This window comes from Prosthecobacter sp. (genome assembly GCF_049294395.1).
Lineage (GTDB): Bacteria > Verrucomicrobiota > Verrucomicrobiia > Verrucomicrobiales > Verrucomicrobiaceae > Prosthecobacter.
Genome location: NZ_JBAQCR010000052.1, coordinates 18,119 through 42,502, shown reverse-complemented (window position 1 = coordinate 42,502; position 24,384 = coordinate 18,119). Strand labels below are relative to the sequence as shown.

General features: G+C 59.3%; 17 protein-coding genes and 1 tRNA gene. 11 read left to right on the top strand and 7 right to left on the bottom strand.

The genetic code is table 11. The annotated features are described in order from the left end of the window. The first annotated feature begins 37 nt into the window (after window positions 1–37). From WAW39_RS03445 to WAW39_RS03430, 4 genes are all read left to right on the top strand, one after another. Window positions 38–2,419, top strand: coding sequence for an MMPL family transporter (locus WAW39_RS03445; RefSeq protein ID WP_422315798.1), 2,382 nt, complete (start codon window positions 38–40; stop codon window positions 2,417–2,419). A gap of 99 nt (window positions 2,420–2,518) precedes the next feature. Continuing rightward, a tRNA-His gene (locus WAW39_RS03440) sits at window positions 2,519–2,593 on the top strand. A gap of 47 nt (window positions 2,594–2,640) precedes the next feature. Next, window positions 2,641–3,372, top strand: coding sequence for a ribonuclease III (gene rnc / locus WAW39_RS03435; protein WP_422315796.1), 732 nt, complete (start codon window positions 2,641–2,643; stop codon window positions 3,370–3,372). A gap of 216 nt (window positions 3,373–3,588) precedes the next feature. Next, a complete protein-coding gene (locus WAW39_RS03430; RefSeq protein WP_422315794.1) occupies window positions 3,589–5,025 on the top strand; it encodes an aldehyde dehydrogenase family protein in 1,437 nt (478 codons plus the stop codon). A 7-nt stretch (window positions 5,026–5,032) separates the two neighbouring features. Here WAW39_RS03430 and WAW39_RS03425 read toward each other — a convergent pair whose 3' ends face one another. Both WAW39_RS03425 and WAW39_RS03420 read right to left on the bottom strand, forming a co-directional pair. Then, the gene (locus WAW39_RS03425) at window positions 5,033–6,823 is read right to left on the bottom strand and encodes an SLC13 family permease (protein ID WP_422315792.1); all 1,791 of its coding nucleotides are present in this window, start codon (window positions 6,821–6,823) and stop codon (window positions 5,033–5,035) included. An 86-nt stretch (window positions 6,824–6,909) separates the two neighbouring features. Further along, on the bottom strand, window positions 6,910–7,467 hold the full coding sequence (locus tag WAW39_RS03420; RefSeq protein ID WP_422315790.1) for a hypothetical protein: 558 nt from the start codon (window positions 7,465–7,467) through the stop codon (window positions 6,910–6,912). A 134-nt stretch (window positions 7,468–7,601) separates the two neighbouring features. Between WAW39_RS03420 and WAW39_RS03415 the strand changes: the two genes are divergently transcribed. Next, on the top strand, window positions 7,602–7,910 hold the full coding sequence (locus tag WAW39_RS03415; RefSeq protein ID WP_422315788.1) for a DUF485 domain-containing protein: 309 nt from the start codon (window positions 7,602–7,604) through the stop codon (window positions 7,908–7,910). Between the two features lie 51 nt (window positions 7,911–7,961). After that, window positions 7,962–9,530 carry a cation acetate symporter gene (locus WAW39_RS03410; RefSeq protein ID WP_422315786.1) on the top strand — a complete coding sequence of 523 codons (1,569 nt, stop codon included), beginning with the start codon at window positions 7,962–7,964 and terminating at the stop codon, window positions 9,528–9,530. Window positions 9,531–9,602: 72 nt separating this feature from the next. On the opposite strand, the gene WAW39_RS03405 is transcribed toward WAW39_RS03410, so the two are convergent. Genes WAW39_RS03405 through WAW39_RS03385 form a run of 5 tightly spaced genes read right to left on the bottom strand, consistent with a single transcriptional unit; the run spans window position 9,603 to window position 16,438 of the window. Beyond that, window positions 9,603–10,571 carry an ABC transporter ATP-binding protein gene (locus tag WAW39_RS03405; protein WP_422315784.1) on the bottom strand — a complete coding sequence of 323 codons (969 nt, stop codon included), beginning with the start codon at window positions 10,569–10,571 and terminating at the stop codon, window positions 9,603–9,605. Further along, entirely contained in the window at window positions 10,568–11,563 is a 996-nt protein-coding gene (locus WAW39_RS03400; RefSeq protein WP_422315782.1) for an ABC transporter ATP-binding protein, read from the bottom strand. The genes WAW39_RS03405 and WAW39_RS03400 overlap by 4 nt, the downstream gene beginning before the upstream one ends. After that, a complete protein-coding gene (locus tag WAW39_RS03395; protein WP_422315780.1) occupies window positions 11,563–13,623 on the bottom strand; it encodes an ABC transporter substrate-binding protein in 2,061 nt (686 codons plus the stop codon). Before WAW39_RS03395 ends, WAW39_RS03400 begins: the two co-directional genes overlap by 1 nt. Beyond that, a complete protein-coding gene (locus tag WAW39_RS03390) occupies window positions 13,620–15,140 on the bottom strand; it encodes an ABC transporter permease subunit (protein ID WP_422315778.1) in 1,521 nt (506 codons plus the stop codon). The genes WAW39_RS03395 and WAW39_RS03390 overlap by 4 nt, the downstream gene beginning before the upstream one ends. Beyond that, window positions 15,140–16,438 carry an ABC transporter permease subunit gene (locus WAW39_RS03385; RefSeq protein ID WP_422315776.1) on the bottom strand — a complete coding sequence of 433 codons (1,299 nt, stop codon included), beginning with the start codon at window positions 16,436–16,438 and terminating at the stop codon, window positions 15,140–15,142. The genes WAW39_RS03390 and WAW39_RS03385 overlap by 1 nt, the downstream gene beginning before the upstream one ends. 139 nt (window positions 16,439–16,577) lie before the next feature. Between WAW39_RS03385 and WAW39_RS03380 the strand changes: the two genes are divergently transcribed. The 5 genes from WAW39_RS03380 to nrfD all read left to right on the top strand — a co-directional run bounded on the left by WAW39_RS03380 (window position 16,578) and on the right by nrfD (window position 24,376). Next, window positions 16,578–17,471: an aspartyl protease family protein gene (locus tag WAW39_RS03380; RefSeq protein ID WP_422315774.1), complete on the top strand. Its 894-nt coding sequence runs from the start codon at window positions 16,578–16,580 to the stop codon at window positions 17,469–17,471. A gap of 64 nt (window positions 17,472–17,535) precedes the next feature. Continuing rightward, complete coding sequence (locus WAW39_RS03375; RefSeq protein ID WP_422315772.1) at window positions 17,536–18,582, top strand: retropepsin-like aspartic protease; 1,047 nt, start codon at window positions 17,536–17,538, stop codon at window positions 18,580–18,582. Window positions 18,583–18,757: 175 nt separating this feature from the next. After that, complete coding sequence (locus WAW39_RS03370) at window positions 18,758–19,564, top strand: cytochrome c3 family protein (RefSeq protein ID WP_422315770.1); 807 nt, start codon at window positions 18,758–18,760, stop codon at window positions 19,562–19,564. 24 nt (window positions 19,565–19,588) lie between these two features. Next, window positions 19,589–22,903 (top strand): TAT-variant-translocated molybdopterin oxidoreductase, encoded by a 3,315-nt coding sequence (locus tag WAW39_RS03365; RefSeq protein ID WP_422315768.1) that lies wholly within the window; start codon window positions 19,589–19,591, stop codon window positions 22,901–22,903. 9 nt (window positions 22,904–22,912) lie between these two features. Beyond that, entirely contained in the window at window positions 22,913–24,376 is a 1,464-nt protein-coding gene (nrfD, locus tag WAW39_RS03360) for an NrfD/PsrC family molybdoenzyme membrane anchor subunit (RefSeq protein ID WP_422315766.1), read from the top strand. Window positions 24,377–24,384: the final 8 nt, after the last annotated feature.

Genomic DNA, 24,384 nt, shown 5'->3' with positions numbered 1-24,384 from the left:
TGGACTTCCCGCCTGACTCCGCTTCTTTCAGCCGCGCATGAAACCAGCCTATCTCCGCCTGCTCTTTGTCCTGCTCGTCATCGTGGCGGGAGCGTTCGGCGTTTCACGGCTGGATTTCGATGTGGATCCTCTCAGCCTGCTGCCGCAGGAGCTGCCAGGACTGCAGGGCACACGCCTGCTGCGCGAGCAGAAGCGCAACCTGCTCCTCATCGCCGTTCAGGCCGAAGATCCGGCGCTCGCCGAAGTCACCGCAGACGCACTGGCCGAACACCTGGCCGCCAAGCCAGAGCTCTGCGCCAGCGTTCGCAGCAAATCCCTGCTGCAATCCGATCCTGCGATCATCGCCGAAGTCGTCGCCTATCTCTGGCTCAATGCACCGCCACAGGAGGTGGCGAAGCTCATCACCTCGCTTGATCCCGCTTCGCTCACAGCTCTGCTCGCCAAATCCAAGGAAGCCGCAGCTTCTTCTCTGGATCTGCAAAACGCCACGCTCAGCGGCTATGATCCTCTCGGCCTCGCACGCGGTGCGCTGGCGCTCATGAGCGGGGGAGGGGACATGAGCAGCCTGATGAGCGATGAATTCAGCAGCACCGATGGCACGCTGCGCCTGCTCTTTGTCACACCACCGGGGCAGGCGCTCGCTGATTATCGTGCGGCCAATGCCTGGCTCACGCAGATCAAGAAGGCCGTGCGTGAGGAATGGCTGCCCCAGCAAAAAGAACTCGCGGGCGTGAAGATCGGCTTCACCGGCGACCCGGCGTTCCAAGCCGAAATCGCCACCGGCATGGAAGGGGACATGCGGCAGTCGATTGGTGCCGTCACCTTCATTGTCGGCTTTCTTTTCTGGCTGCTGCACCGCAGTGTGAAGCCCCTGCTCTGGCTGCTGCTCGCCATTCTCTGCGCCAACCTGATCACGCTCGGCACAGCGGGTGTGATCTATGGCTCTCTCAATGTGATGTCGATGGGCTTCGCGGCCATCCTCACCGGATTGATTGAGGACTTTGGCGTCTACGGCCTCCATGTGTCACGCGAGCATCCGGGTGAACGATTTGGCAGCATCTGCCGGCGGGCGCTGCCCAGTGTCACGTGGTCGGCCGTCAGCATTGCCGGCATCTTTGCCATGCTGGGCCTCAGCCAGCTTCCCGGCGTGGCGCAGCTCGGTGTGCTGTCGGCGCTCGGAGTACTGATCGGCGCAGCGGTCATGATCTTCGGCTTTCTGCCTCTGGGCATGACCACAGGCAAACTGGAGGAGCATCACGGCAGCATTCGCCTGGCCATGAGAATGCAGGGCATCATGGTGTGGCTCGTCTTGATCGCCCTCATTGCCGCCACGGCGGTGGTGGGATGGAAGGGTCTGCCGAAGATGGATTTCGGCTCTGCCGTCCTGCGTCCTGACAAGAGCGAGGCCTTCGATGTGTTGGAAGATATCGAGCAACGCATGCTGAACACCAGCAATGAGCCGGGACGCAACGTGCCAGTGGTCTTCGCTGCCGCAGATGCCACCGCCCTGCGCCAGAGCATTCTCTCCGCACAGAAAACGCTCAAAAGCGATGAAGTCGAAGCCCAGCTGCTGCCGCTTGCACTGGTTCCCGATGCGGACGCGCAAAAGGCAAATCTAGCCGCGCTGCAATCCCTCGCCGCACGCGAAGACGCATTCAAGCAAGCCATCGATGCCGCCGGATTCACCGACGTCGCCTATGCCCTGACGCAGAATGTCTTCAAGCAGCTGCGTGAATGGGCTGCAGCCAAAACAGCGCTGCCGCTCTGGCCCAAGCCCATCGTGCTCGAAAATCTCGGCGGCATTGTCTCCCAGCACGACAAACACGGTTTGATGGCGATGGGTTCCATTCGCCTCTCCCCGGAGAGATCCCTGGAAAACGCCCCCATCCTACATGAACTGGAAAAAATTCCGGATGCTCATCCCGCCGGCTGGGCCTTCCTCCGCACCTCTCTGGAGCCCTTGCTGAAGCGTGAAATCCTGTACGTCTGCGTGCCCACCGTCGTCATCGCCTGCCTCCTGTTTCTGCTCGTGTTTCATGGCTGGCGTGAGCGCGCCTTCGCCTTCGTCACCCTCGCAGCCAGCGGCTGGATTCTGCTCGGTGGCATGTCCGCCTGGGGGCTGACTTGGAATCTGATGAGCGTCGGGGCCATCCCCCTCTGCCTGGGTCTGGGTCTCGATTTCACCATCCATGTCATGCATTCTCTGCGTGAGCCCGGCATGACCCGCGAACGCGTCGCCTCCCTGGGCCGTTCGCTCGCCTACTGCGGTCTCAGCACCGGGCTGGGCTTCGGTGCCCTGGCAGTAGGCAGCAATCGCGGGCTCATCACCCTGGGCATGACCGCCATGATTGGCGTGCTTACCGTGCTGATCACTGCCGCTTTCGCCCTGCCATGGGTCTGGTTCCGGCGGAAAGAATGACCCCATGGGCGCGCTTTCCACCCTGACTTTCCCCACCCCTGATTTTTCACTGGCGCAAACGCTCGTCCCGAGTACTATGCTCGACTCTCGGTAGAGATGGTGGCCGTAGTTCAACGGTAGAGCCCCAGATTGTGATTCTGGTTGTTGCGGGTTCGAGTCCCGTCGGTCACCCCACTTTTTTCATGGAGTGCTGCCGGACTTCCGGCTACAAAAGAGCACACATGCAACCGCTGGAACAAGTCATAGGCCACACCTTTCGCGATCCCGCGTTGCTCCAGCTCGCGCTCACGCACGGAAGCGTCGGTTATGAAAACCAGCGCGTTCACTCGGACAACCAGCGCCTCGAATTCCTCGGCGATGCCGTGCTGCAGCTCGCCCTGTCCCATCTGCTCTATCAGCGCCTCCCTCAGGCAGACGAGGGCGTGCTGACCCAAGCACGTGCCCAGCTCGTCTCGACCAAGGCCCTGGCACGCATCTCCCGCCGCATCGGACTCGGTGGCTACCTGCACCTGGGGCGTGGTGAAGAGGCCAACGGCGGCCGGGACCGCGAATCCACCCTCGCCGATGCCCTCGAAGCCGTCGCAGGCGCCATCCATCTCGATTCCGGCACCGACGCCGCCCATCAATTTGCCGCACGGCTCTTCGCCGAAGATCTTGAAGCCCTGAATCGCGGCCAGCTGGATGCCAATCCCAAGGGGCAGCTTCAAGAACTCATTCAAGCCGTGGGTGTGGAGCCGCCGGTCTATGAGATCATTGGTGCTGAGGGGCCGGATCACGCCAAGAACTTCATCGCCACCGTCTCCTGGCGCGGCACCCAGCTCGGGCGGGGCACCGGGCGCAGCAAAAAAGACGCCGAAGTGGTGGCAGCCCAGGCCGCGCTCGACAATCCAGCGCTCCAAGAATTGCTGCGAACAACTCGTGTACAACTGGACCAACAAAACCGCAGGTCATGAGAGTAAAGGTGAACAGTCCCAGTTGTTCGAGTTCGCTCACATTTCCTGCCGGATCCGTTCACAGCTCGTCTGCCCGTGGAACCCTTGTGTTTCCAAAGGGGAACCCACTTGTTGCGCTTGTTCGCAGTACTTACGGATATGAGTAATTTAACAAACTAGCTAACCCCAATCATAAGAGCTGGGAACAACTCAGCATCTGATGCCTCTTCAAGCCTTATGGACCCTTCAAACATCCAGAAAGTATTTGAGGCCCAGCGTCAAAATCGCTGGCACATCGCCCAGAGCACAGCGGAGCAGCGTATCACCAAGCTTAAACGGCTCAGAGACGCTTTGCTCGCAAGAGGGCATGAGATTGTCGCAGCGATGCAGAAAGACTTTGGCAAGTGCCAGGCAGAGGTGGCGATTTCCGAAATCGCTCCCGTGACGGAGGAGATCGCGTTTGTCTGTGCTCGACTGAAACGCTGGATGAAGCCCAGGCGCGTGGCCGCTCATTTCTTCACGCTGGGGTCGCGCAGTGAGGTGCGTTATGAAGCCAAAGGTCAGGTGCTCATTTTAGCGCCATGGAATTATCCCGTGAATCTGTTTCTGCTGCCCCTCGTGGGTGCCATTGCTGCAGGCAATGTGGTGATGATGTCAGCCTCAGACCGCACACCCCATACGGAAGCGGTTCTGAAACAACTCATCAATGAGACCTTCCCTTCCAATGAGGTCGCTGCATTCACGGGTGGTGTGCCAGCAGCGGAAGCCTTGATGGAATGTCCTTTTGACCATGTGTTTTTCACCGGCAGCCCGGCGGTCGGCAAAAAGGTCATGGCGAAAGCTGCTCAACATTTGGCCACTGTCACACTGGAGCTGGGCGGCAAATCACCGGCGGTATTGGATGCGAGTTGCGACCTTCCCAAAGCAGCCCTTGCCATTGCGTTTGGCAAATTCCTCAATGCTGGTCAGACCTGCATCTCTCCTGATCATGTCTGGGTGCCACGTTCTATGCTTGAGGAGTTCATCTCGGCAATCAGCGCACGAATACGTGAATTTTATGGCGAGTTACCAGAGGAGCGCCTGACTTCGCCTGACTTGGCACGCGTGGTGGATGCACGCGGCTGGCAGCGCATGAAGCATTTGCTTGATACTTCCATCGCAGCCGGGGCTCATGCTGTCATCGGCGGTGAAACAGACGAAGCCTCACGCTATGTGGCACCCACGGTGCTGAGCGGTGTCACCACGTCCATGCCCATCATGCAGGAGGAAATCTTTGGTCCGCTGCTGCCAGTGCTCGCCTACGATTCGCTCGATGAAGTGCTCGCCTTCATCCAGTCCGGCGGCAAACCACTGGCCTTGTATGCTTTTGGTCAGGATGAGGCTTTCATTCAACGCATGCTCGGTGAAACCAGTGCCGGTGGCACGGTCATCAACAACACCTTGCTGCACATTGTAAACTCACATCTGCCCTTCGGTGGCGCGGGCCAGAGCGGCCAGGGCAGCTATCACGGTCATCACAGCTTTCTCACGTTCTCACACGAACGCGCTGTGGTGCACCAGGGTGGCTTCATCGCCTCGCTGGTGCCTCTGCCTCATCCACCCTATTCGAAGATGAAAGCCATCGAAAAAATGGTCCTGAAACAGAAGACAGGGCTTGGGCCTGGCGGCAAGTAAGAACGAGCTACTTCAGCGGCCAGAACACCGGCACCATGGCCAGGATGACGATCAGCATCACGAGGGTCAGACCACCCCCCACCTTGATGAAGTCTGCGAAGCGATATTTCCCGGGGCCATAGACGAGGATGCAGCTGGGTTCAAACGGCGTGAGCATGGACGCGGAGGCGCTGAGCATGACGCCGATGGCGAAGGCCCGCTGATTCGCACCCATGCTGGCAGCGGCCTGCAATGCCACCGGCAGCACAACGAGGGCCGCGGCAGCGTTGGACATCGGCTGGGTGAGCAGGATCGTCAGCAAACAGAATCCGGCGAAAACCGCAAACACTCCCCAGGGCTGCAGCCAGCCGGTGATGAAATGGGCGATCATGCTGGAGGCGCCAGAGACCTGCATCGCCTCACCAAAAGCCATCATGCCGCCGATCAGGATGAGCAGACGCCAGTCGATGTTGGCATAGGCGTTCTCCAGTTTGATGCAGCGGGAAAGGACGGCCAAGATGGCGACCATGACGAAAGCGATGGTGTCAGGCACCCAGCCGATGCTGCTCACGATCACGGCGAGAACAAAGGCAGCCAGCAGCATGACGCCTCTTCGGCGCGCCTCTGCACTGAACTGATGCTGTGTGATGACGATCATGTCATTTCCTTCTTCGAAGGCACGGAAGCGATCGCTCGGCCCCTGCAGCAGCAGCACATCGCCAGCCCGCAGTTTCTCATCCGCCATGTGATGCATCAACGTGCGATCTCCACGCATCAAGGCCAGCACCGAAAGGCCGGTGCGCTGGCGGAAGTTGTTGTCGCGCAAGGACCGGCCGACAAAGCCGGAGCGCGGCGTGAGCACGACCTCAGCGATCTGCGCATCGCGCATGTCCACGCCGGAGCTGCGCAACGTGACGTCTTCGAGAATGTCCAGTCCTTCGATCTTCTTCACCCGGATCAGATTTTCCACCTTCCCGGCGACGAGAACGACATCGCCTTCTTCGAAGCGGAGATTGGGTCCGGCATCCAGAGGTTGGTCGGCCCGGCGGATTTTCATGACCTGAAAGTCCAACGCGGAGAAATCCGAATCAAACGCGGCTTGGCCGATGAGAGGAGATCCGGGCAGCACCATGACCTCGGCGAGGTAGTCACGCATGGCATCACCGGAAGCAGCCGCAGCCTTGTCGCGTTCAGGCACCAGGCGGGTGCCAATGAAAACCATGTAGACGATGCCGGTCAGCATCAGCACCAGACCAATTCCGGTGAATTCAAACATGCGCAGCGGCTCCAAACCCAGCTTGGTGATCGCACCACTCACGGCCACGTTCGTGGAGGTGCCGATCAGCGTGCAGGTACCACCCATCAGCGAGGCAAAAGCCAGTGGCATCAGGAGGCGTGAAGGCGGGATGCGCAGCTTGCGCGAGAGGCCCATCACCGGACCCACAAACACGGCGGTGACGGTGGTGTTGTTCATGAAGGCGGACACACCGCCCACCACGGCCATCATGAAACCCATGAGCCGCTTTGGCTGGGTGCCGAAGGTCTGTGCCAGCACACCGCCCATCATGTCCAGCACGCCGGTCTCACGCAGCGCGGCACCAATCACAAAAATCGCCGCCAGCAGGATGATCACCCGATCTCCAAATCCGGCAAAGGCGCGGTCAGCCTTCAAAATGCCGCACATGACCAGCACGCACAGCATCGACAAAGTGACGAGATCCACGGAGATTTTTTCCGTGGCAAAGGCGATGACGGCTACGACGAGCAGTCCGATGACGATCCATGCTTCCATTAGGACGCACCAGTGGCGCAGGGACATTCACCACTCAAGGAACAAGCCGCGCAAACCATGGCTGGAAGCCGTTTTTGTGGTGGCAATCCGCACTGACCTTTACCGTGCAAAGATCAGTCAGCAGGGCGTTTGAGGCGCAGAATCTGGATGGACGAGATCAGAATCGCACCGCAGAACAGCAGACGAATGCAGCTGTAAAGAAACCCCTTGTCGATTTCTGCCTCATCGTGCAGCACATCCAGCAAATAGTCTCCACTGTGATAAGTGGCGGCGAGGCTGGCGACAATCAGCAACCAGCAGGCGGCCTTGAGCGCCCTGGCTCCGCCGACTAGATAACCGCCAATGGCAAAACTCGCCGAGCAAAACACGTTGATGGCGAGCTCAAGCTGGCCCACACCGAATTTTAAATAGAAGGGCAGCAGGCTAAAAACCCCGTAAAGGCTCCAGAGGACCATCAGGATGGCCGGAAGCAGCAGCCGGTTCTGCCATGTCCCCAGTTCAGCCTGCCAGCGTTTCTTGTCATTCAATGCGGCATACTGCGCCTCGCACGTGGTGATCTGCTCCGGGGTCAGCACCTTCCCCTTGGTACGATGACTCCAGCAGGAGGTGCAGAACTCGTCTTTAAAATCCGCGAGTTTCCCGCAATGCGCGCATTTTTGCCGAGGAATCATGAACCCATTTCAAGGTGCTTGATAAAGAGTCAAGCAACGGTCTGTCAGCGGGAACGGAAAACCCGGGGCATTTTCATCTCCGCTGCTTTCCACTCTTGCCATCCAGCGTCTGTCTCCATACTCTCCGCCCCACTATGAGCGAAAAAACACCTGTGAACTGGGAAGCCCTTGAGGCGAAGCCGGAATTCCGCGCATTGCTGGCGCAAAAAAAAGCCTTCATCATTCCGGCTTTTATCTTCTGCATGCTCTATTACATCGCGCTGCCGGTGCTGGTGGGTTATTTCCCCGAGATGATGAAACAGAAGGTCTGGGGTGAAGTGAATGTGGCCTACGTGTTCGCCCTGTCGCAGTTCATCATGGCCTGGGTCCTGGCCTTTCTCTATGTGCGCGTTGCCGCCAAGTGGGACAAATCTGCTGCCGCTGTGATCCACGGTCACGATTGATCTCTGCTCTCCTGCTGCATCTTCCTCTCCTCTTTGCTTCTTTCCCTCTCGATGAACACTCCCCTGATCATGTTCCTGGCCTTCGTCGGCCTCACGCTTCTCATCACCTTCTGGGCGGCCAAGAAAAACACTGGAGCCAGCGCCTATTTCGCCGCCGGTCGCAGCATCACCGGCTGGCAGAACGGCCTGGCAGTGGCCGGTGACTACATGAGCGCCGCGAGTTTCCTGGGCATTTCCGGCATGATCTACGTCGCTGGTTATGACGGGTTCATGTATTCCGTGGGCTTTCTGGTCGCCTACATCACCGTCCTGCTCATCGTGGCCGAGCCGTTGCGCAACGCGGGCAAGTACACCATGGCCGACCTGCTTGCCTACCGGCTCAAGCCGCGCCCGGTGCGTGCGCTCGCCTCGCTCAGCACGCTGGTGGTCTCCACTTTTTACATGATTGCTCAGATGGTCGGTGCAGGTGCCATCATCAAGCAGTTGATCGGCATCAGCTTCGAACCGGCTGTGATCGGCGTGGGCTTGCTGATGCTCGTCTATGTCGTCTTCGGCGGCATGCTGGCCACCACCTGGGTGCAAATCATCAAGGCGCTCCTGCTCATGGTCGGTGCGATCATGCTCAGCTACCTCGTGCTTAAGTTCCATCACTTCAGTTTCACCGAATTCTTCAACGCCGTCGCTCATGCCGACTACGGCGGCAGCGCCGCACCGAAAAACCTCATGGAGCCGGGCCTTAAATTCGGCGTCGCCGTCGCCGGGCCGTGGGGACCGATCGACCTCATTTCGCTCTGCCTCGGCCTTGTGCTGGGCACCGCTGGCCTGCCGCATATCCTGGTGCGTTTTTACACCGTGCCAGATGCCAAGACGGCGCGCTCCAGCGTGGTGTGGGCCATGGCCATCATCGGTCTGTTCTACATCATGACCACCCTCTTTGGGTTCGGCGCCGCGACCATTATCGAAAAGGCCAAGCTCACCACCGATGGGAAGCTGGATGTCAACATGGTCGCACCGATTCTCGCCAAGGTGCTGGGCGGCGAGTTCTTCTTCGCCTTCATCAGCGCCGTCGCCTTCGCCACCATCCTCGCAGTTGTCGCCGGTCTGACCATGAGCGCCAGCGCCTCCTTTGCACATGACTTCTATTCCAACGTCATTCATCACGGCAAAGAGAACCGCCCGGGCCAGGAAATCCGCGTCGCCCGCATCACGGCTTTCTGTGTTGGCGCAGCCAGCATCGGGTTCGCCATCTACTTGGGGCCAACCGTGAATGCCGCCTTCCTGGTGGGTCTTGCGTTCTCGGTCGCCGCTTCGGCGAATCTGCCTGTCATCGTGCTCAGTGTGTTTTGGAAACGCTTCAACACCACTGGCGCCGTCGCCGGTCTGGCGACCGGTCTGGTGGTTTCCATCGTTCTCATCCTGCTCAGCCCCAGCGGCATTTACGGCAAGGCCGCCCCCTTCCCGCTCAGCAATCCTGGCATCGTCAGCATTCCCATCGGTTTCCTCGCCGCCTGGCTGGGCACTCTCTTGAGCGCACGCGATCCCGAAGCGGAGGCCAAATTCGCCGAGCTCAAAGTCCGCGCCCACACCGGCCTTGGCTCGGAAAAGGCGACCTCGCATTGATCGAAAAGTGATGCGGGCACCTCCTGCCCGCAGTCATCTCGCCATGCAGGCAGCGATGCCTGCATCACTTCATCACGTGCAGCACGGACAAGGCTGCACGAAGTGCCCCGGTGAGATTTCCTTGAGCGTGAGATCCATGCCCACGCTCTGCTCCCACTTCGGATGCTTCATGCGGTGGCCAAAGGCGCAGCCGGCGGGCGGATTGATCGGTGAAGGAACGTCACCGCGCAGGAGCTGCCGTGCGCGGCGCTGCCTCGGATCAGCGATGGGGATCGCGTCGAGCAATGCCTTGGTATAGGCATGGCGCGGGTTTTGATAGAGTTCGCTGGCTGGCGCAAGCTCGACGATCTTGCCGAGATACATCACCGCCACGCGGTCGCTCATGTGCTTCACCACATTAAGCCCGTGAGCGATGAACAAGTAGCTCAGCCCCATGTCACGCTGCAGTTCGAGCAGCAGATTGAGCACCTGGCTTTGCACCGAGACATCGAGCGCAGAGACCGGCTCGTCGCAGACAATGAGCTTGGGATTCAAGGCGATCGCACGCGCGATGCCAATGCGCTGCCGCTGACCGCCGCTGAATTCGAATGAATAGCGATGCATGGCATCTGCCGGCAAACCGACACGCTTGAGCAGCTCGACCGACCATTCCGCCCGTTCTGCGCGAGTCCCCATCTTTTGAATGATGAAAGGCTCCTCCAAGATCTGCCCGATGGTGTGCCTTGGATTGAGCGACTCGGCAGGGTCCTGGAAGATCATCTGCATTTCACGGCGCTGGCTGCGCAGCGCGCTCTGTGACTGCGTGGAGATGTCGTGGCCGTTGAAGATCACATTGCCGGAGGTGGGCTTGAGCAGTCGCACCACGGAGCGGGCCACCGTGGACTTCCCACAGCCGCTTTCACCGACGAGGCCCAGCGTTTCGCCTGCTTTCAGCTCGAAGCTCACGCCATCCACGGCCTTGCACACAGCCTGGGTGGTGTAAAACACACCGCCACGCACCGGGAAGTGCATCTTGAGATTTTGAACGGAGAGAAGGCTCATGACGCGGAGATTTGAGAGGCAAAGCAAGCGCAGGCTTCCACGCCATGACCGCTGCCGCATTCTTTCCAGGGCTGGCGGGTGTTTAAAACATCGGTGCTGTGCGGGTTCGGACAGCGCGAGGCAAAGCGGCAGCCTGCAGGCATGTCCCTGAGGCTGGGAACCATGCCCGGGATGACGGGCAGCGTTGTCTTGGGCGGATGATCAAGCTTCGGCAGGCACCGGATGAGACCCTGCGTGTAGGGGTGCTGCGGTTTGGCGAAAATCGGATACACCGGTCCGCGTTCGACGATGCGACCCGCATACATGACGGCGACATCATCGCAGGTTTCAGCGATCACACCGAGGTCATGGGTGATCAAAATGACCGCCATGCCCGTTTCGTTTTGCAGACGTTTCAGGAGGTCGAGGATCTGCGCCTGAACCGTGACATCCAGCGCCGTGGTCGGCTCGTCGGCAATGAGGACCTTCGGGTGACAAGACAGCGCCATGGCGATCATCACGCGCTGGCGCATGCCGCCGCTGAGCTGGTGCGGATACTCGTTCACACGCTGCTCGGGCGCTGGGATGCCGACCCATTCCATGAGTTCGACAGCACGCCTGAGCGCTTTGGCAGGAGTGGTGGGCTCATGCAGCTGAATCGCTTCGATGATCTGCATGCCGACAGGCTGCACAGGATTCAGGGCCGTCATCGGCTCCTGAAAGATCATCGCGATGTCATTGCCGCGAATCTTCCGCATGGCGTCGATCGGCAGCTTCGTGAGATCGCGGCCTTCGAGGAGTACTTCGCCGCTGAGAATGCGCCCTGCAGGCTGTGGCAGCAGACGCATCAGGCTCATGGCCGTCACGCTTTTGCCGCAGCCGCTTTCACCGACAACACCGAGCGTCTTGCCGGCTTCGAGGATAAAATCGACGCCATCCACGGCGGTGAGCAGACCTTCATCGGTCTGGAAACCGACGCGCAAATTGCGGACTTCGAGCAGAGGTGTTGGCATTACTTGGTTCCTCCTGCTTTGAGGTTGTGATCGAAGACCTGATCAGTTTCGGGGAAGGTTTTTCCGGCGCGCATCGCGGCTTCGGTTTCACGTTTCACATCTTCGTCGATCCAGTGGACGTGGTTGGACATCGGCAGTTCGCTGACAGCAACATTGAAGGTTTTTTCCGGCCACTTCACCCAGCGCCAGTAGGCGCAGCGGTAGTAGTTCTGTTCATAGGCGGGAATCCATGCGGCCTCGTCGTAGATGATCTGGTCTGCGCCCCAGGAGGCTTTGCGGATCTCCTCGATGGTCGTCGCGTGGCGTTCGTCCTCGCAGAATTTGTCCATGCGCGGATCGGCGAAACTGCAGAGGTTGTTGGTGTTCAGCTTCGGCGTTTTGCCGTCCTCCATGAAGGCATCCTTGGAGTGCCAGGCCTGGTAGTGATCGGGAATCGGGGGCGTCACGCTGAAAGCCACGGACGCGATCTGATGCTTCTTCTGCGTGGCCTTCTGGAAGTAGGATGTGCTTTCGAGGCCTTCGAGCTTGTATTCCACGCCGGCTTTGATCGCCTCCTCTTTGAGCCTTTGCATGACCTTCTGAATGATCTCCACCTTGCGGTGCAGAATGGTCACAGACAGGCGCTCGCCTTTGTCATTCACCAGCACGCCGTCGTTGCCGAGCTTGGTGTATCCGGCTTTGGCAAAGTGTTCGCGTGCCAGCTGCACATCGAAGGGTCTTGCAGTGATGGGCGGATCGCCGATGAGCGGGAAGCCTTTGCTGAAGCAGTTGAGCCGCTGGAAGTCGCCGCGCAGATCGAAGTCGATCACCTTCTGGTAGTTCGTGGCGTAGCTCAGGCCCAGGCGCACCTCCTTGTTGTTCAGCGGTGCCACCGCACAGTTCAGCCACAGGCCGGCGTGAGACCCCGGCCAGACGTTGTAGAACTTCGCCTTGTGGATGTAGCCCTTGTGCACCTCGGGGATCTCCAGTTTTTCATACCAGTATTCCGGGATGCCCATCATGAGCTCTTCAACGTCCAGCTCGCCCTGCCGGAAGAGCTCCATCACCTTCTCCTGCAAACGCACGACGCGATAAACGATGTGATCCACATTGAAGCGATAGCGGGAGAATTTCTTGTCCCGTGCCCACCAGTTTTTCACGCGAGTAAGAGCGATGTCGCGACCAAAATGGATGTCCTCCTCACGGATCACATAGGGCCCGGAGGTTGGCCGGCAGCGCCATTGATAGCGCTGCTCAAAGTCCGGTCCGAACTCGCTGTAGAAGCGGCGGGACATGGGAGAGGTGTTCACATAATAAGCCGCAAGCGGCTTGGGCTCCGTGAGCGAGATGGACAACGTGCGCGCATCGTAGCGCGTGATGTTCGCGTAGTTCTCCCCATACCACTGATTGCCGAAGGGGTTCTTCGGGTACTCGCTGAGCTGCATGTAGAACTGATTGAAAAAGTCATCCGCCTCGATTGGCGTGCCGTCGGAGAAGGTCGCATCCGGGTCGATGCGGAAATACACCGTGCGATTATCCGGGGCCACGGCCCACTCTTTCGCAATGGCAGGAATCATGCGCCCGGTTTCCGGATGCAGGCTGATCAACGCCATCTCCACATCGTCGTATTGATAACCGCGGAAGGAGCTGTTGCTGTTCTCGCCCAGGACGCGGAGCGTCGGTGGGAAAGAGAGAACATACTGGCGCATCGTGCCGCCTTTCTTCGCATGGGCGTCACCGATCTCCGGCTCATCCATGCCGTTCTCCCATTTCAAATCCGCCGGCACATCCTCCGGTTTGGCGAAGGTGAAGTACTCAGGCTTTTTCAGACGTTCGCGTGTCGCGGTGAGCTGGGCCTCCAGCTCCGCTTTCTTCGCTGCGTCAGCTTCCTTCGCGATCAAATCGGGCAGTTCCTTCTCCTGGCCCTGCAGTCCTGCGAGCACCTTCTTGTTGTAGAAGCTCCAAAAGGCCTCGCGCTCCTTGGTGCCGTCATAAGGCGGGAAATCTGCGGCATGCAGCGCACCGCCAAAGATGGCGGCGGTGGTAAAAGCCAACAGCAAACGGGGAACAGCGAGCTTCATTGATAGGTGGTGAACTTCTTCGGATCGAACGCCTCACGCAGCGCTTCACCGACAAATGTGACGAGCAGTAGGATGAAGACCATCACGCTGAACATCGAGATGGAGATCCACACGGCGGAAAGGTGGCTGGTGCCGTCGTCAAACAGCCAGCCCCACTGCGGATAAGTTTCCGGCAGGCCAAAGCCAAGGAACGCCAGTGCGGTGAGCGATGAAATGATGGCGGCGACGCTGAACGGAATTTTCGTCACGATGGTGGCGAGCATGTTCGGCAGCAGGTAGCGCGTGAGGATGCGCCAGGTGCTCGCTCCTTGCAGGCGGGCGGCGGCGATGTAGTCACGCTCCTTTTCCTTGTAAGCCAGCGCACGCAGCGAGTAGGTCAGGCTCGTCCAGGAGAAGAAGCAGATCACACCCAGGAGAATCAGCAGGTTCATGTTGGCCACGCCGATGATGCTGATCAGGATCATCACGATGTAGAGGAAGGGCAGCTCATCGAGAATCTCGATGAAACGCTGCATGGCGATGTCAAAAAAGCCGCCGAGGAAACCCATCAGCAAACCGATGATGATGCCCACGCCATAGGTGAAAAGAATGAAGAGCAAAATCGCCTTCAGGTTGAGCTGCCATCCGCCATAAATCTGCGCCAGCACATCCCAGCCACGGCTGTCCGTGCCGAGGTAATGACCTGCCTTCCACAAGGGTGGAATCGCCGGATAAATGATCATTTCATAGGAGGTGACCGCCGCTTTCTCAAACTCCTCCTGCGGCATCTCACCGGTCCATTTTTCACGGTCTTTCACCCCGGCCTTGTAGTAGGCGGAAAGCGCCAGTGCTCCGGTGCGTGAGTAGCCCAGCGACTCTCCATCTGGGAGGCCTTTGCGGAAACGTGTATCCGTGTGCTTTTGCGTCGGCACGTCTGCATAGAACTGCTGCGCACGGCCGGAATAGGGCTCGGCATCACCCGGCTTGAACCACACGCCACCACGCTGCTCCAGCGTGATCGATTGCAGCGAGTCGGTGTCCAGCACCGGGTCCCATGGTACCAGCGGCATCCACACGAAGCCGCGCTTCTCGTTGCTCAGGCGCTCCTTCAGTTCGCGATAATTCGCCTCCTGCTCTCCCGCGAGGCCAAAATCCTGCGCTTGATAACGCTTCTGGGAGAACGCAGGGAAATATGTTTTGCCATCACACCGCACCAGCAGCGCACGCTTGCCCACCAAAGCCTGATCCAGCATTGCCAGTGCGATCAGCACCAGCAGAATGCGGAACGACCACCAGCCACGGCCAATGCTGCGGAAACGGCGGAAGCGCTGCAAGGTCACCGGCGTCCAGCGGATCTCACGCGGCAGGAACCGCAGACCGAGAATGCCGCCAACGATGAGCAGAATCGAGCTGGTCCAGCCAAACGTGCGACCATTGTCGAAAAACCAGGAAACGGTGGGAATCAAGATGCCGCACAGCTCGCCGAGAATGGCGAGAGCACCGAGGGTGATGGCTGCGATGGAGAGTTTGCGGTTCATCACTCAAATCGAATGCGGGGATCCAGTCGTGCGGTGATCATGTCGGAAAGCAGGTTGCCGAGCATGAGCAACAGTCCGCTCACGGTGACGGTGGCCATGACGATGGGGTAATCCTTTTCCAGCAAGGCGTTGAATCCCATGAGGCCGAATCCGTCGATGTCAAAAATACGCTCCACGAGGAAGCTGCCAGCCACGAGCACCGTGAGCGCCTGCCCCATCGTGGCGGCCACGGGGATGAAGGAGTTGCGCAGAGCATGCCCGATGACGGCGCGTTTGAATTCCACGCCCTTGGCCACAGCAGTGCGCACGTAATCGCTGGCAAGCTGGTCGAGCAGATTGTTTTTCACCAGCATCGTCAGGCCGGCAAAACTTCCGACCATGTAGCAGCACAGCGGCAGGAAGGCGTGATGGAGCAGATCGTAGACTTTGCCGAAGAAGCTGAGTTCCGCGAAGTTGATGCTCACAAAGCCTTCCAGCGGAAACCAGCGCAGCCGTGCGGCAAAGATCACCATCAAAAACACGCCGAGCACGAATTCAGGAATCGCATAGCCAAAGAAGATCAGCACCGAGGTGGCGGTGTCTGTGGGAGTGCGATGCTTGATGGCCTTCAAGACACCCAGCGGCACACATACCAGGTAAGTCAGCAGAATGGAGGTGATGCCGTAGAACAGAGAAATCGGAAACCGTCGCTTCATCATCGTCCACACCGGTTCACTGTAGCGCGTGGAGTCACCGAGATTGCCCTCCAGCACTCCGGCGAATTTCGGCTGATAGATGAGCGCCACGTATGGCTGGGGTTTGTCGAGTTTCTGGCCGGGATTCACCTTCTCCCATTCGATCTTTTGCTGCTCCGGCGTGATGATGCGGGCTCTCCACGAGGAGGAGTCCACCTCCTTGCTCGGCACGATCTCCGCGGTGTTCTGGGTGGTTCGTTTTACCACCACCAGGCTCGCTGTGCCGGGAATTTTGACTTCGGTTTCCGTTTTGCCCTCGGCGTATTCAGCGCGGGAACGATTTGTCTCTTTCGGCCAGGCACCCAGCCATGAGGCATAGGCGATCAGGAAGGGTTTATCATGTCCGTACTGCTCCTGCAGTTTCAGCAGCTGTGCAGGGGTCAGGCCGCTGGATTGCTGGCGGTTCGTGCCGCCGCGCTGCCCGTCGCTTTTCATGCGTGCCTCCAGCAGAGCCTGCTCCATCGGGCCGCCGGGAGTGAAGCGAATGATCAAAAACACCACCAACGTCATGCCGATGAGCGTCGGCGGGATGAGCAATAGGCGTCGAATCAGGTAGGCTGTCATTCAGGTCGGCAAAAAGGAAATCTCCGATAATACGCCGCTGGGCACAAGGATTTGTGTGTGATTTGAACGAATCGTCCTGCCTCGTGGCAAAAGCACCGGATGCACATGCGCGGAAAAGAGGTAGTCATGTGTCAGCCACATGAAAACGTTCTTCGCCCTTCTGATCGCGTGTTTGATGTCATCTTGCGTGATGCCATTTCTGCCGGTGGGACCGCAGAATCCCGGGGCGGATGTGGCGGTGCCGATGCAGCTGCGTTCGGGAACGCCGCATGTCATGGCCAGCATCAACGGGCAGAGAGCCATTCCTTTGCTCCTGGACACCGGCGCAACGCTGAGCGTCTTCGAGCCCGATGTGGCCACGGACTGCGGTCTTCTCCCCTCCGGCGGGCACCGGCTGCAGATTCGCGGCGTTCATGGTACCGCAGGAGCCAGCCAGGCGGTGATGAGCACCATGGATCTCGGCCAATGGCACGCTACAAACGTGCGGTGCTTGGTGCGTGGCATTTCCAGCTTTCGGCCCAATGGGCTGGGCAGCGCCATCCTCGGCATGGATCACTTGCGCCGGCATTGCAGCTTTTTGACCATCGACTACCAGCGCAACACGGTGGAGCTGGGATTCTCTAATACGTTTCAGCCCATCCGGGGTGTGGTGACGCGTACGCCCTTGCGCTGGGTGAACGGCATGCCCGTCATCCGGGTCAGCTCCGGCGGCATCTCCTGGGACGCGGTGGTGGATTCGGGTTCGACCTGGGGCATCGTGATCGATCAAAGCACTGCCGCCCGTCTGGGCCATGCGCACGATGGCATGGGCATGGGCGAAGGTTTGATCTTGAGCGGCGTCGGCGGCAGCGTGCGGGCGGATCAGGTGGGTGCGCGCACGATCCAAGTTCCTGCGGCCACACTGTGCGGGGAGACTCATCCGGGAGCCACCCTGTATGTCATGCCCGGCCCAAAGCGCATCGGTTCACGGTTCTGGCAGGGCACGCGATTGACGGTGGATTTTCGCAGCAATGTGCTCTGGCTGGAGCGGTGAGAACGCAACTCTTGTGAGCGCTGCTGGTTGACAGTGGCAATCCCCAACGGAAGGCTTGCGTATCATGAATGGTCTGCATTTTACCATCATCCTAAGAATGGCGCTGACGACCGTCGCCCTGGCCTGTCTCCCCGGGTGTGCCGATTCGTTCGCGGTGAAAAGAGAGGCGGTGCCAGAGACGGTGCAGAAGCAGTTGCAGGCGCAGGCGATCTCAGCCTCCGAACTCAAGCCCGCGAGCAAAGGCGGCTTCAACATACGAACGAACAGCGTTCCGCCGCCTGAGGGGGTGGTCAAGATGCCCATGTACTATGAGAGGGGCATCCCGTATCTCAAAGTCAGCCTCAATGGCCACAAACCGACCAAGTACATGCTCGACACCGGGGCTGCCATGAGCGTGTTCGATGCTGAACAAGCGGTGGAGTACGGCATGCGCACGGTGCCGCAGGTGAGGCCCACCATGGCGGGAGTGCTGGAAAACGTACCAGGCATGGCCGCCATCATCCCGACGCTTCAAATCGGCACCTGGCGTCTGGAAAACCTGCCCTGCATCGTCCGCATGCAGCGAACGACTCTGGGTGCGGGCATTCTCAAGGAGCATTTGGGGGTCTCCCTTCTTGGCGTGAACATGCTGGCCAGGAACTGCAAGTATGCGACCCTCGATTTTTTGAAGGAGGAGTTTGAGTTTGGCATTACCCGCAGTTTTCCAGGTCAGGTGCGCAAGCACATGCACAAGGCCAGCCTCAGCATGAAACACGGCGTGCCAACGACTTTGCTCAAATACAGCAAGCTTTCCTGGGAGGCCGTGGTCGATTCAGGTTCTGTTTTCGGCGTGCAACTGGACCGCCGCGTCGCCGAGGTGCTGGGTTACAAGAATGGCGGTTGGGACGTGGGAGGAAACTACCTGATTACGGGCGTCGGTGGCGCGCAGACTCCGAAGGAGGCAAATGTGCGCGTGCTGGAGTTCAAGGCGCTCGGCCTGTTCGGCTCCTATTACCCCTTTGCGCAGGTGGATGTGATGCCCGGGCCGTCACGTCTCGGCACCTATCTGCTGGAGGACTATCGTGTAACCTTGGATTTTGAGCACAATGTACTCTGGGTCGAGTGGGGTTGAACCCAGAGGCGGGAAAAACGCTCATCAGCGGCTTTTTTTGCGACAGAATCGCAATAGACAAGGATTGCATACAAAAGTTCAAAAAAATCAAGATGACGGTTGCAAACCTGCTCACGTCTCCCTATTCTGGACTTCCTTGTGAAATTTTTCACAAGCTCATCTGCCGACACTTTCTATGGGTAACTTTTTTCCGCGTTGGACCAACTGGCTGCCGCTCAAGCTCGCCATTGCCGTCGTGTTCATTGCCTTCGGCGTGAGTGTCGGCATTGCCTACTACTTCACACCGAAATACACTCGCGTAGGTTATGAACCGACGCAGCCGGTGCCATTTTCACACAAGATTCATGCAGGACAGCTCGCGCTCGACTGCCGGTATTGTCACAGTTTCGTGGAGACCTCCAGTCACTCGAACGTGCCGACCAACCAGACCTGCTTCAACTGCCATGGCCCGGGCAAAGGCAACATCCGCAGCAATTCTCCCAAGCTGGAGATGGTGATCAAGGCCAACGAAACCGGCAAGTCGATCCCATGGGTCAAGGTCCACAAGGCGCCTGACTACGTTTACTTCAATCACAGCGCGCATCTCAACCGCGGCATCTCCTGCGTTTCCTGCCATGGCAAGATCAACGAAATGGAAGTCGTCCGCCACGATCAGTCGCAGTCCATGGGCTGGTGCCTTGACTGCCACCGCAATCCTGAGAAGAACCTCCGCCCTCTCGAGTTCGTCACCAAGCTGGACTACCAGCCCAGCGACCTGAAGCGCAACGAGTTCTACAAGACTCTTATCGACAAGAAGGTTCCAGCAGCCGAGATCGCCACCACCATCGGCGGTGAAGGTGCCAAAGCGGACAATCTTGAACAGATCGTCGCTCTCGCGGAGAAAACTTACGGTAAAAACGTGACCCAGACTGAAGTGGGCACCCAGATCAAGAAGCACTGGCAGATTCAGCCGCCGGAATCCTGCACCACCTGCCATCGCTAACCCCCGCGCCCCTTTTACTGACACATGAAACGTATTTGGAAGCATCCTGAGGAGCCGCAGAACGCCAAGCGCTATTGGCGCAGTGTCGCCGAATTGGACCGTCGTGAAGATTTCTTGAAAAATCTGGGCCAGGAATTCCCTGCGGGAGACAGCCTGAACGACGAAGAGCGTGAGAACAGCCGTCGTGAATTTTTGAAGATCATGGGTGCCAGCGTGGGCATGATGGGTCTGGCCAGCTGCCGCCGTCCCCTCGTCAACATCCTGCCTTACACCCAGCACGTCGAATGGATGGTGCCGGGCAAGTCGCTCCTGTACGCAACCACGATGCCCCAAAACGGTGGTGCTGTGCCTCTGGTGGTCACCACGCATGAAGGTCGTCCAACGCACCTTGCTGGCAATCCGCTTCACCCGCTGGGTGGAGGGCTCAACAGCTTTGCGCAGGCCTCCGTGCTGGATCTCTACGATCCGGAGCGCTCCCAGAAGCCGATGGGCGCTGGCAAAGAACTTTCCTGGGCCAAGGCGAACGAACTGCTCGCCGCAGCCATCGATGAAGCGAAAAAGTCCTCGGGTGCCAGCCTTGGCATCGTGATGGGCGGCTCGACTTCCCCGACCTACCAGCGCCTGCTGGGCGAGGTGAAGGCTGCCTTCCCGCAGATCAAACTCTTCAAATACGAAGCGGTGGGTGGCGAAGGCCAGGCCGCTGCCAACAAGGAAGTGCTGGGCGCTGATGTGAAGCCCTTCGTGAAGCTCGGCTCCGCGATGCGCATTTTCTCCCTGGACTGTGACTTCCTCGGGGTGGACCCCGTGGCAGGCGAGCCCATCTCTGCTTTCACCAAGCATCGTGCCAAGACAAAGGAAACGACCGAAGCGGAAATGAACCGCCTCTACGTCCTGGAAAATCGCTACACGCTGACCGGCGGCATGGCCGATCACCGCAAACCGATCGCGGCAAGTCTCATCCCTGTGGCCGCAGCTGTGATCGCTGCCCAGCTGGGAGACGCCTCCGCCAAGGCTCTGGCCGACACCGCGCCCGCCAGCCTCAAAGAGTGGATCGCACCTGCCGTGCGTGATTTGATCGACAACAAAGGCAAGGCCGTCGTCCTCGCCGGTTCCCGCTACGGCGCGGAAGTGCATGCGCTGGTTGCCTCGATCAACAGCGCCCTTGGCGCTTACGGTTCAACCATCGAACTGCTGCAAGGCGCTCCTTCCCCTGAACTCGGCACCTTCGCCGATCTCCAGACGGCGATTGCTGGCGGTCAGGTCAAGACCCTTCTTTCGCTGACTCCTTCCAGTCTCTACTACGACGCCCCAGACGCTACGGCACTGGCCAAACTCGTGGCAGACAAAGGCGTGAAGCTCATTCACGTTGGCACTCAGAAAAACGTCACTTCTCGTCAGGCTGCGTTGCACATTCCTGCTGCTCACTACCTTGAAGTCTGGGGTGATGTCCGTGCCGCAGATGGCACCTACTCGATCGTCCAGCCGATGATCGCTCCTCTCTACGACGGTGCAAGCCGTGTGGAAGTTCTGCTTGCCCTGCTTGGCCGCAAAAAGCTTGGCCCGGTCGAAGCTGCTGCGCCAGCCGCCGCCGGTGCCGCACCTGCTGCCCCCGCCGAAGACGCCGCCTACACCGCCGTGCGCGATACTTTCGCCACCCTGGCTGGCAGCCTCGACGAAAAGAAATGGAATTTCACCCTGCGTGACGGCTTCCTCAAAGGCTCCGCTTACGCCAAGGCGACCACGGCTCCGAATGTCGCCGCCGTTGCTGGCATCCTCGCCAAGGCTGCGCCTGTCGTCGCACCAACGGACGATGCGCTCGAAGTCGTCCTCGTCGCCGACTCCAGCGTCTATGACGGTCGCTACGTCAACAACGCCTGGCTTCAGGAAGCTCCGGATCCAGTGACGAAACTCACCTGGGAAAACGCAGCCTGGATTGGCTCCGTCACCTTCCGCCGTCTGGGTCTCAAAGAAGGCCAGCACGTCAAAATTACCGTTGGTGATATTTCGATCGAAATCCCCGCCATCGAAGCCCCCGGGCATGTGTCCAATTCCATCACCCTGCCTCTCGGCTACGGCCAGATCGGTGTCGGCATGGTCAGTGGCGACCGCGGCGTGAACGCTTACGTTCTGCGCACGAAGCCCGGCACCTTCGTCCTGAGCGGTGCCAAGATCGAAGTGCTCGACACCATCGCTGAACTGGCCATCACTCAGAGCCAGAACACCATGGAAGGCCGTGCGGTCTACCGTGAAGGTACGCTCGACACCTTCAACAAGGACGTGGCCTTCGCGCAGAAGACCGGCATGGACAGCCACATCCCGGAAAACATCTCCTTCTACAAAGGCCAGGTCGGAGTGAAATCCGAAGAGAACCCGGACGGCTTCGACTACGAGAAGCAGCACCAGTGGGGCATGTCCATCGATCTGAGCAAGTGCATTGGTTGCACGGCTTGCCTCGTCGCCTGCCAGAGCGAAAACAACATTCCAGTCGTCGGCAAAGATCAGGTCCGCAAAGGACGTGTGATGCAGTGGATCCGCATGGATCGCTACTTCGCCGTGCCAAAGTGGGGCAAGAACGAAGTCGAACAGGAAAGCACTTGGGCCGAAGACAACGCGACGCCTGAGCAGCTCGAGAACGCCGAAATGGTGCACCAGCCGCTGGCCTGCCAGCAGTGCGAATCTGCTCCGTGCGAAACCGTCTGCCCGGTGAACGCCACCGTCCATACGCCAGATGGCCTCAACGCCATGGCTTACAATCGCTGCATCGGCACCCGCTACTGCGCGAACAACTGCCCTTACACCGCCCGCCGCTTCAACTGGTTCGACTACAACAAGCGCAATCCGCTGATCGACACCACCGTGCTCGGCATGAAAGTCGGCAATCTTTACGCCGGCCCTCTGGGTGAGAAGCGCGAAGACGAAAGCATCCGCCTTCAGCGCAATCCGAACGTCACCGTCCGCATGCGCGGTGTCATCGAGAAGTGCACCTACTGCGTGCAGCGCCTCGAATCCGCCAAGATTCTGCAGAAGCAGGTGCAGCGCGACTCCAAGGACTTCCGCGTGCCGACCGACACTGTCAAAACCGCCTGCCAGCAGTCCTGCCCGGCAGAAGCGATCGTCTTCGGGGACTTGGCCGACAGAAACAGCGCCATCGTCCAGATCAAAGGCTACGAAGATCTCAAGGATCCAACGAAGAGCATCCCGGAATCGCCCCGCAACTACCAGCTGCTCAAGTACATCGGCACCCGCCCTCGCACGAGCTACCTCGCCCGTCTGCGCAATCCGAACAAGAACATGCCCGGCGCAGAGAACATCGCCGTGTGGAGCAACAATCAATACTAACCCGGACACATGGACGCCTCCGCTACAGCATCTAACACCCCGCGTATTCTCGACCGCGAGCCGCTGGTGTTGAACAACCGCTCCTATTCGTGGATCACGAACCGCATCTGCGGCATCGTGGAAAACAAGCAGCCCGCCCTCTGGTGGATCCTGTTTGTGCCTTCCGTGTTGCTCACCGGACTGATGGTCTTCTGCTTTACCTACCTCATTTCCACCGGCGTCGGTGTCTGGGGTCAGAAGCAGCCGGTCGCCTGGGCTTGGGACATCACCAACTTCGTGTTCTGGATCGGTATCGGCCACGCCGGTACCCTCATTTCCGCCATCTTGTTCCTCACCCGCCAGAAGTGGCGTACGTCCGTGAACCGTGCTGCGGAAGCCATGACGATCTTCGCCGTGATGTGCGCCGGTTTGTTCCCGGCCTTCCACGTCGGTCGTGTGTGGATGGTGTGGTTCCTCGCGCCGATTCCGAACGCCAACGCCATCTGGCAGAACTTCAAATCCCCCCTCCTCTGGGACGTGTTCGCCGTTTCGACCTACTTCAGCGTTTCCGCCGTGTTCTGGTTCCTGGGCCTCGTGCCCGACCTTGCCACGCTGCGTGACCGTTGCCGCCCGGGCTTGAAGAAGTTCCTCTACGGCCTGTTCGCCCTCGGCTGGCGCGGTGGTAACCGCCACTGGAGCCACTATGAGACCGCCTACATGCTTCTGGCCGCTCTCTCCACACCGCTGGTGCTCTCCGTGCACTCCGTCGTGTCCTTCGACTTCGCCACCTCCATCGTTCCCGGCTGGCACACCACCATCTTCCCGCCCTACTTCGTCGCAGGCGCCATCTTCGGTGGTTTCGCGATGGTGCTGACCCTCATGCTTCCTGTGCGCCGCATCTACGGCCTGGATGACCTCATCACGGCCAAGCACGTGGACAACATGGCCAAGATCATCCTCCTCACGGGTACGATCGTCGGTTACGCCTACTGCATGGAGCTCTTCGTGGCCTACTACAGCGCCAATCCGTATGAAGCTGCCGCCTTCACGCTGCGTGGTCTCACCGGTCCTTCCACCTGGGCCTACTACTGGATGTTCAGCTGCAACGTGTTTGCTCCGCAGCTCTTCTGGAGCCGCTGGTGCCGCCACAATGTGTGGGTCGTCATGATTGTCTGCATGTTCGTGAACGCCGGCATGTGGTTCGAACGCTACGTCATCATCGCCACCACCCTGGAGCGTCACATGACGCCGGGCTCCTGGGGCATCTATGAGGCCACCTGGGTCGATAAGTACACCTTCCTCGGCACCTTCGGCTTCTTCATGATGCTGTTCCTGCTGTTCCTGCGCTTCCTGCCTGTCATCGCCATCGGCGAAGTTAAAGGGGTGCTCCCACAGTCGAACCCGCACCAGGACGACCACGCTGAGAAGGGCATCCAGGAGGAAGACCTCATGGACTACGCCGACCGTCACGTCGCCAAACCCGTTGCCGCCTAACATTTTAA

Excerpts from the sequence above, each read along its gene's own strand:
- WAW39_RS03445 (WP_422315798.1), top strand. The coding sequence starts at position 38 with ATGAAACCAGCCTATCTCCGCCTGCTCTTTGTCCTGCTCGTCATCGTG.
- rnc (WP_422315796.1), top strand. The coding sequence starts at position 2,641 with ATGCAACCGCTGGAACAAGTCATAGGCCACACCTTTCGCGATCCCGCG.
- WAW39_RS03430 (WP_422315794.1), top strand. The coding sequence starts at position 3,589 with ATGGACCCTTCAAACATCCAGAAAGTATTTGAGGCCCAGCGTCAAAAT.
- WAW39_RS03425 (WP_422315792.1), bottom strand. The coding sequence starts at position 6,823 with ATGTCCCTGCGCCACTGGTGCGTCCTAATGGAAGCATGGATCGTCATC.
- WAW39_RS03420 (WP_422315790.1), bottom strand. The coding sequence starts at position 7,467 with ATGATTCCTCGGCAAAAATGCGCGCATTGCGGGAAACTCGCGGATTTT.
- WAW39_RS03415 (WP_422315788.1), top strand. The coding sequence starts at position 7,602 with ATGAGCGAAAAAACACCTGTGAACTGGGAAGCCCTTGAGGCGAAGCCG.
- WAW39_RS03410 (WP_422315786.1), top strand. The coding sequence starts at position 7,962 with ATGAACACTCCCCTGATCATGTTCCTGGCCTTCGTCGGCCTCACGCTT.
- WAW39_RS03405 (WP_422315784.1), bottom strand. The coding sequence starts at position 10,571 with ATGAGCCTTCTCTCCGTTCAAAATCTCAAGATGCACTTCCCGGTGCGT.
- WAW39_RS03400 (WP_422315782.1), bottom strand. The coding sequence starts at position 11,563 with ATGCCAACACCTCTGCTCGAAGTCCGCAATTTGCGCGTCGGTTTCCAG.
- WAW39_RS03395 (WP_422315780.1), bottom strand. The coding sequence starts at position 13,623 with ATGAAGCTCGCTGTTCCCCGTTTGCTGTTGGCTTTTACCACCGCCGCC.
- WAW39_RS03390 (WP_422315778.1), bottom strand. The coding sequence starts at position 15,140 with ATGAACCGCAAACTCTCCATCGCAGCCATCACCCTCGGTGCTCTCGCC.
- WAW39_RS03385 (WP_422315776.1), bottom strand. The coding sequence starts at position 16,438 with ATGACAGCCTACCTGATTCGACGCCTATTGCTCATCCCGCCGACGCTC.
- WAW39_RS03380 (WP_422315774.1), top strand. The coding sequence starts at position 16,578 with ATGAAAACGTTCTTCGCCCTTCTGATCGCGTGTTTGATGTCATCTTGC.
- WAW39_RS03375 (WP_422315772.1), top strand. The coding sequence starts at position 17,536 with ATGAATGGTCTGCATTTTACCATCATCCTAAGAATGGCGCTGACGACC.
- WAW39_RS03370 (WP_422315770.1), top strand. The coding sequence starts at position 18,758 with ATGGGTAACTTTTTTCCGCGTTGGACCAACTGGCTGCCGCTCAAGCTC.
- WAW39_RS03365 (WP_422315768.1), top strand. The coding sequence starts at position 19,589 with ATGAAACGTATTTGGAAGCATCCTGAGGAGCCGCAGAACGCCAAGCGC.
- nrfD (WP_422315766.1), top strand. The coding sequence starts at position 22,913 with ATGGACGCCTCCGCTACAGCATCTAACACCCCGCGTATTCTCGACCGC.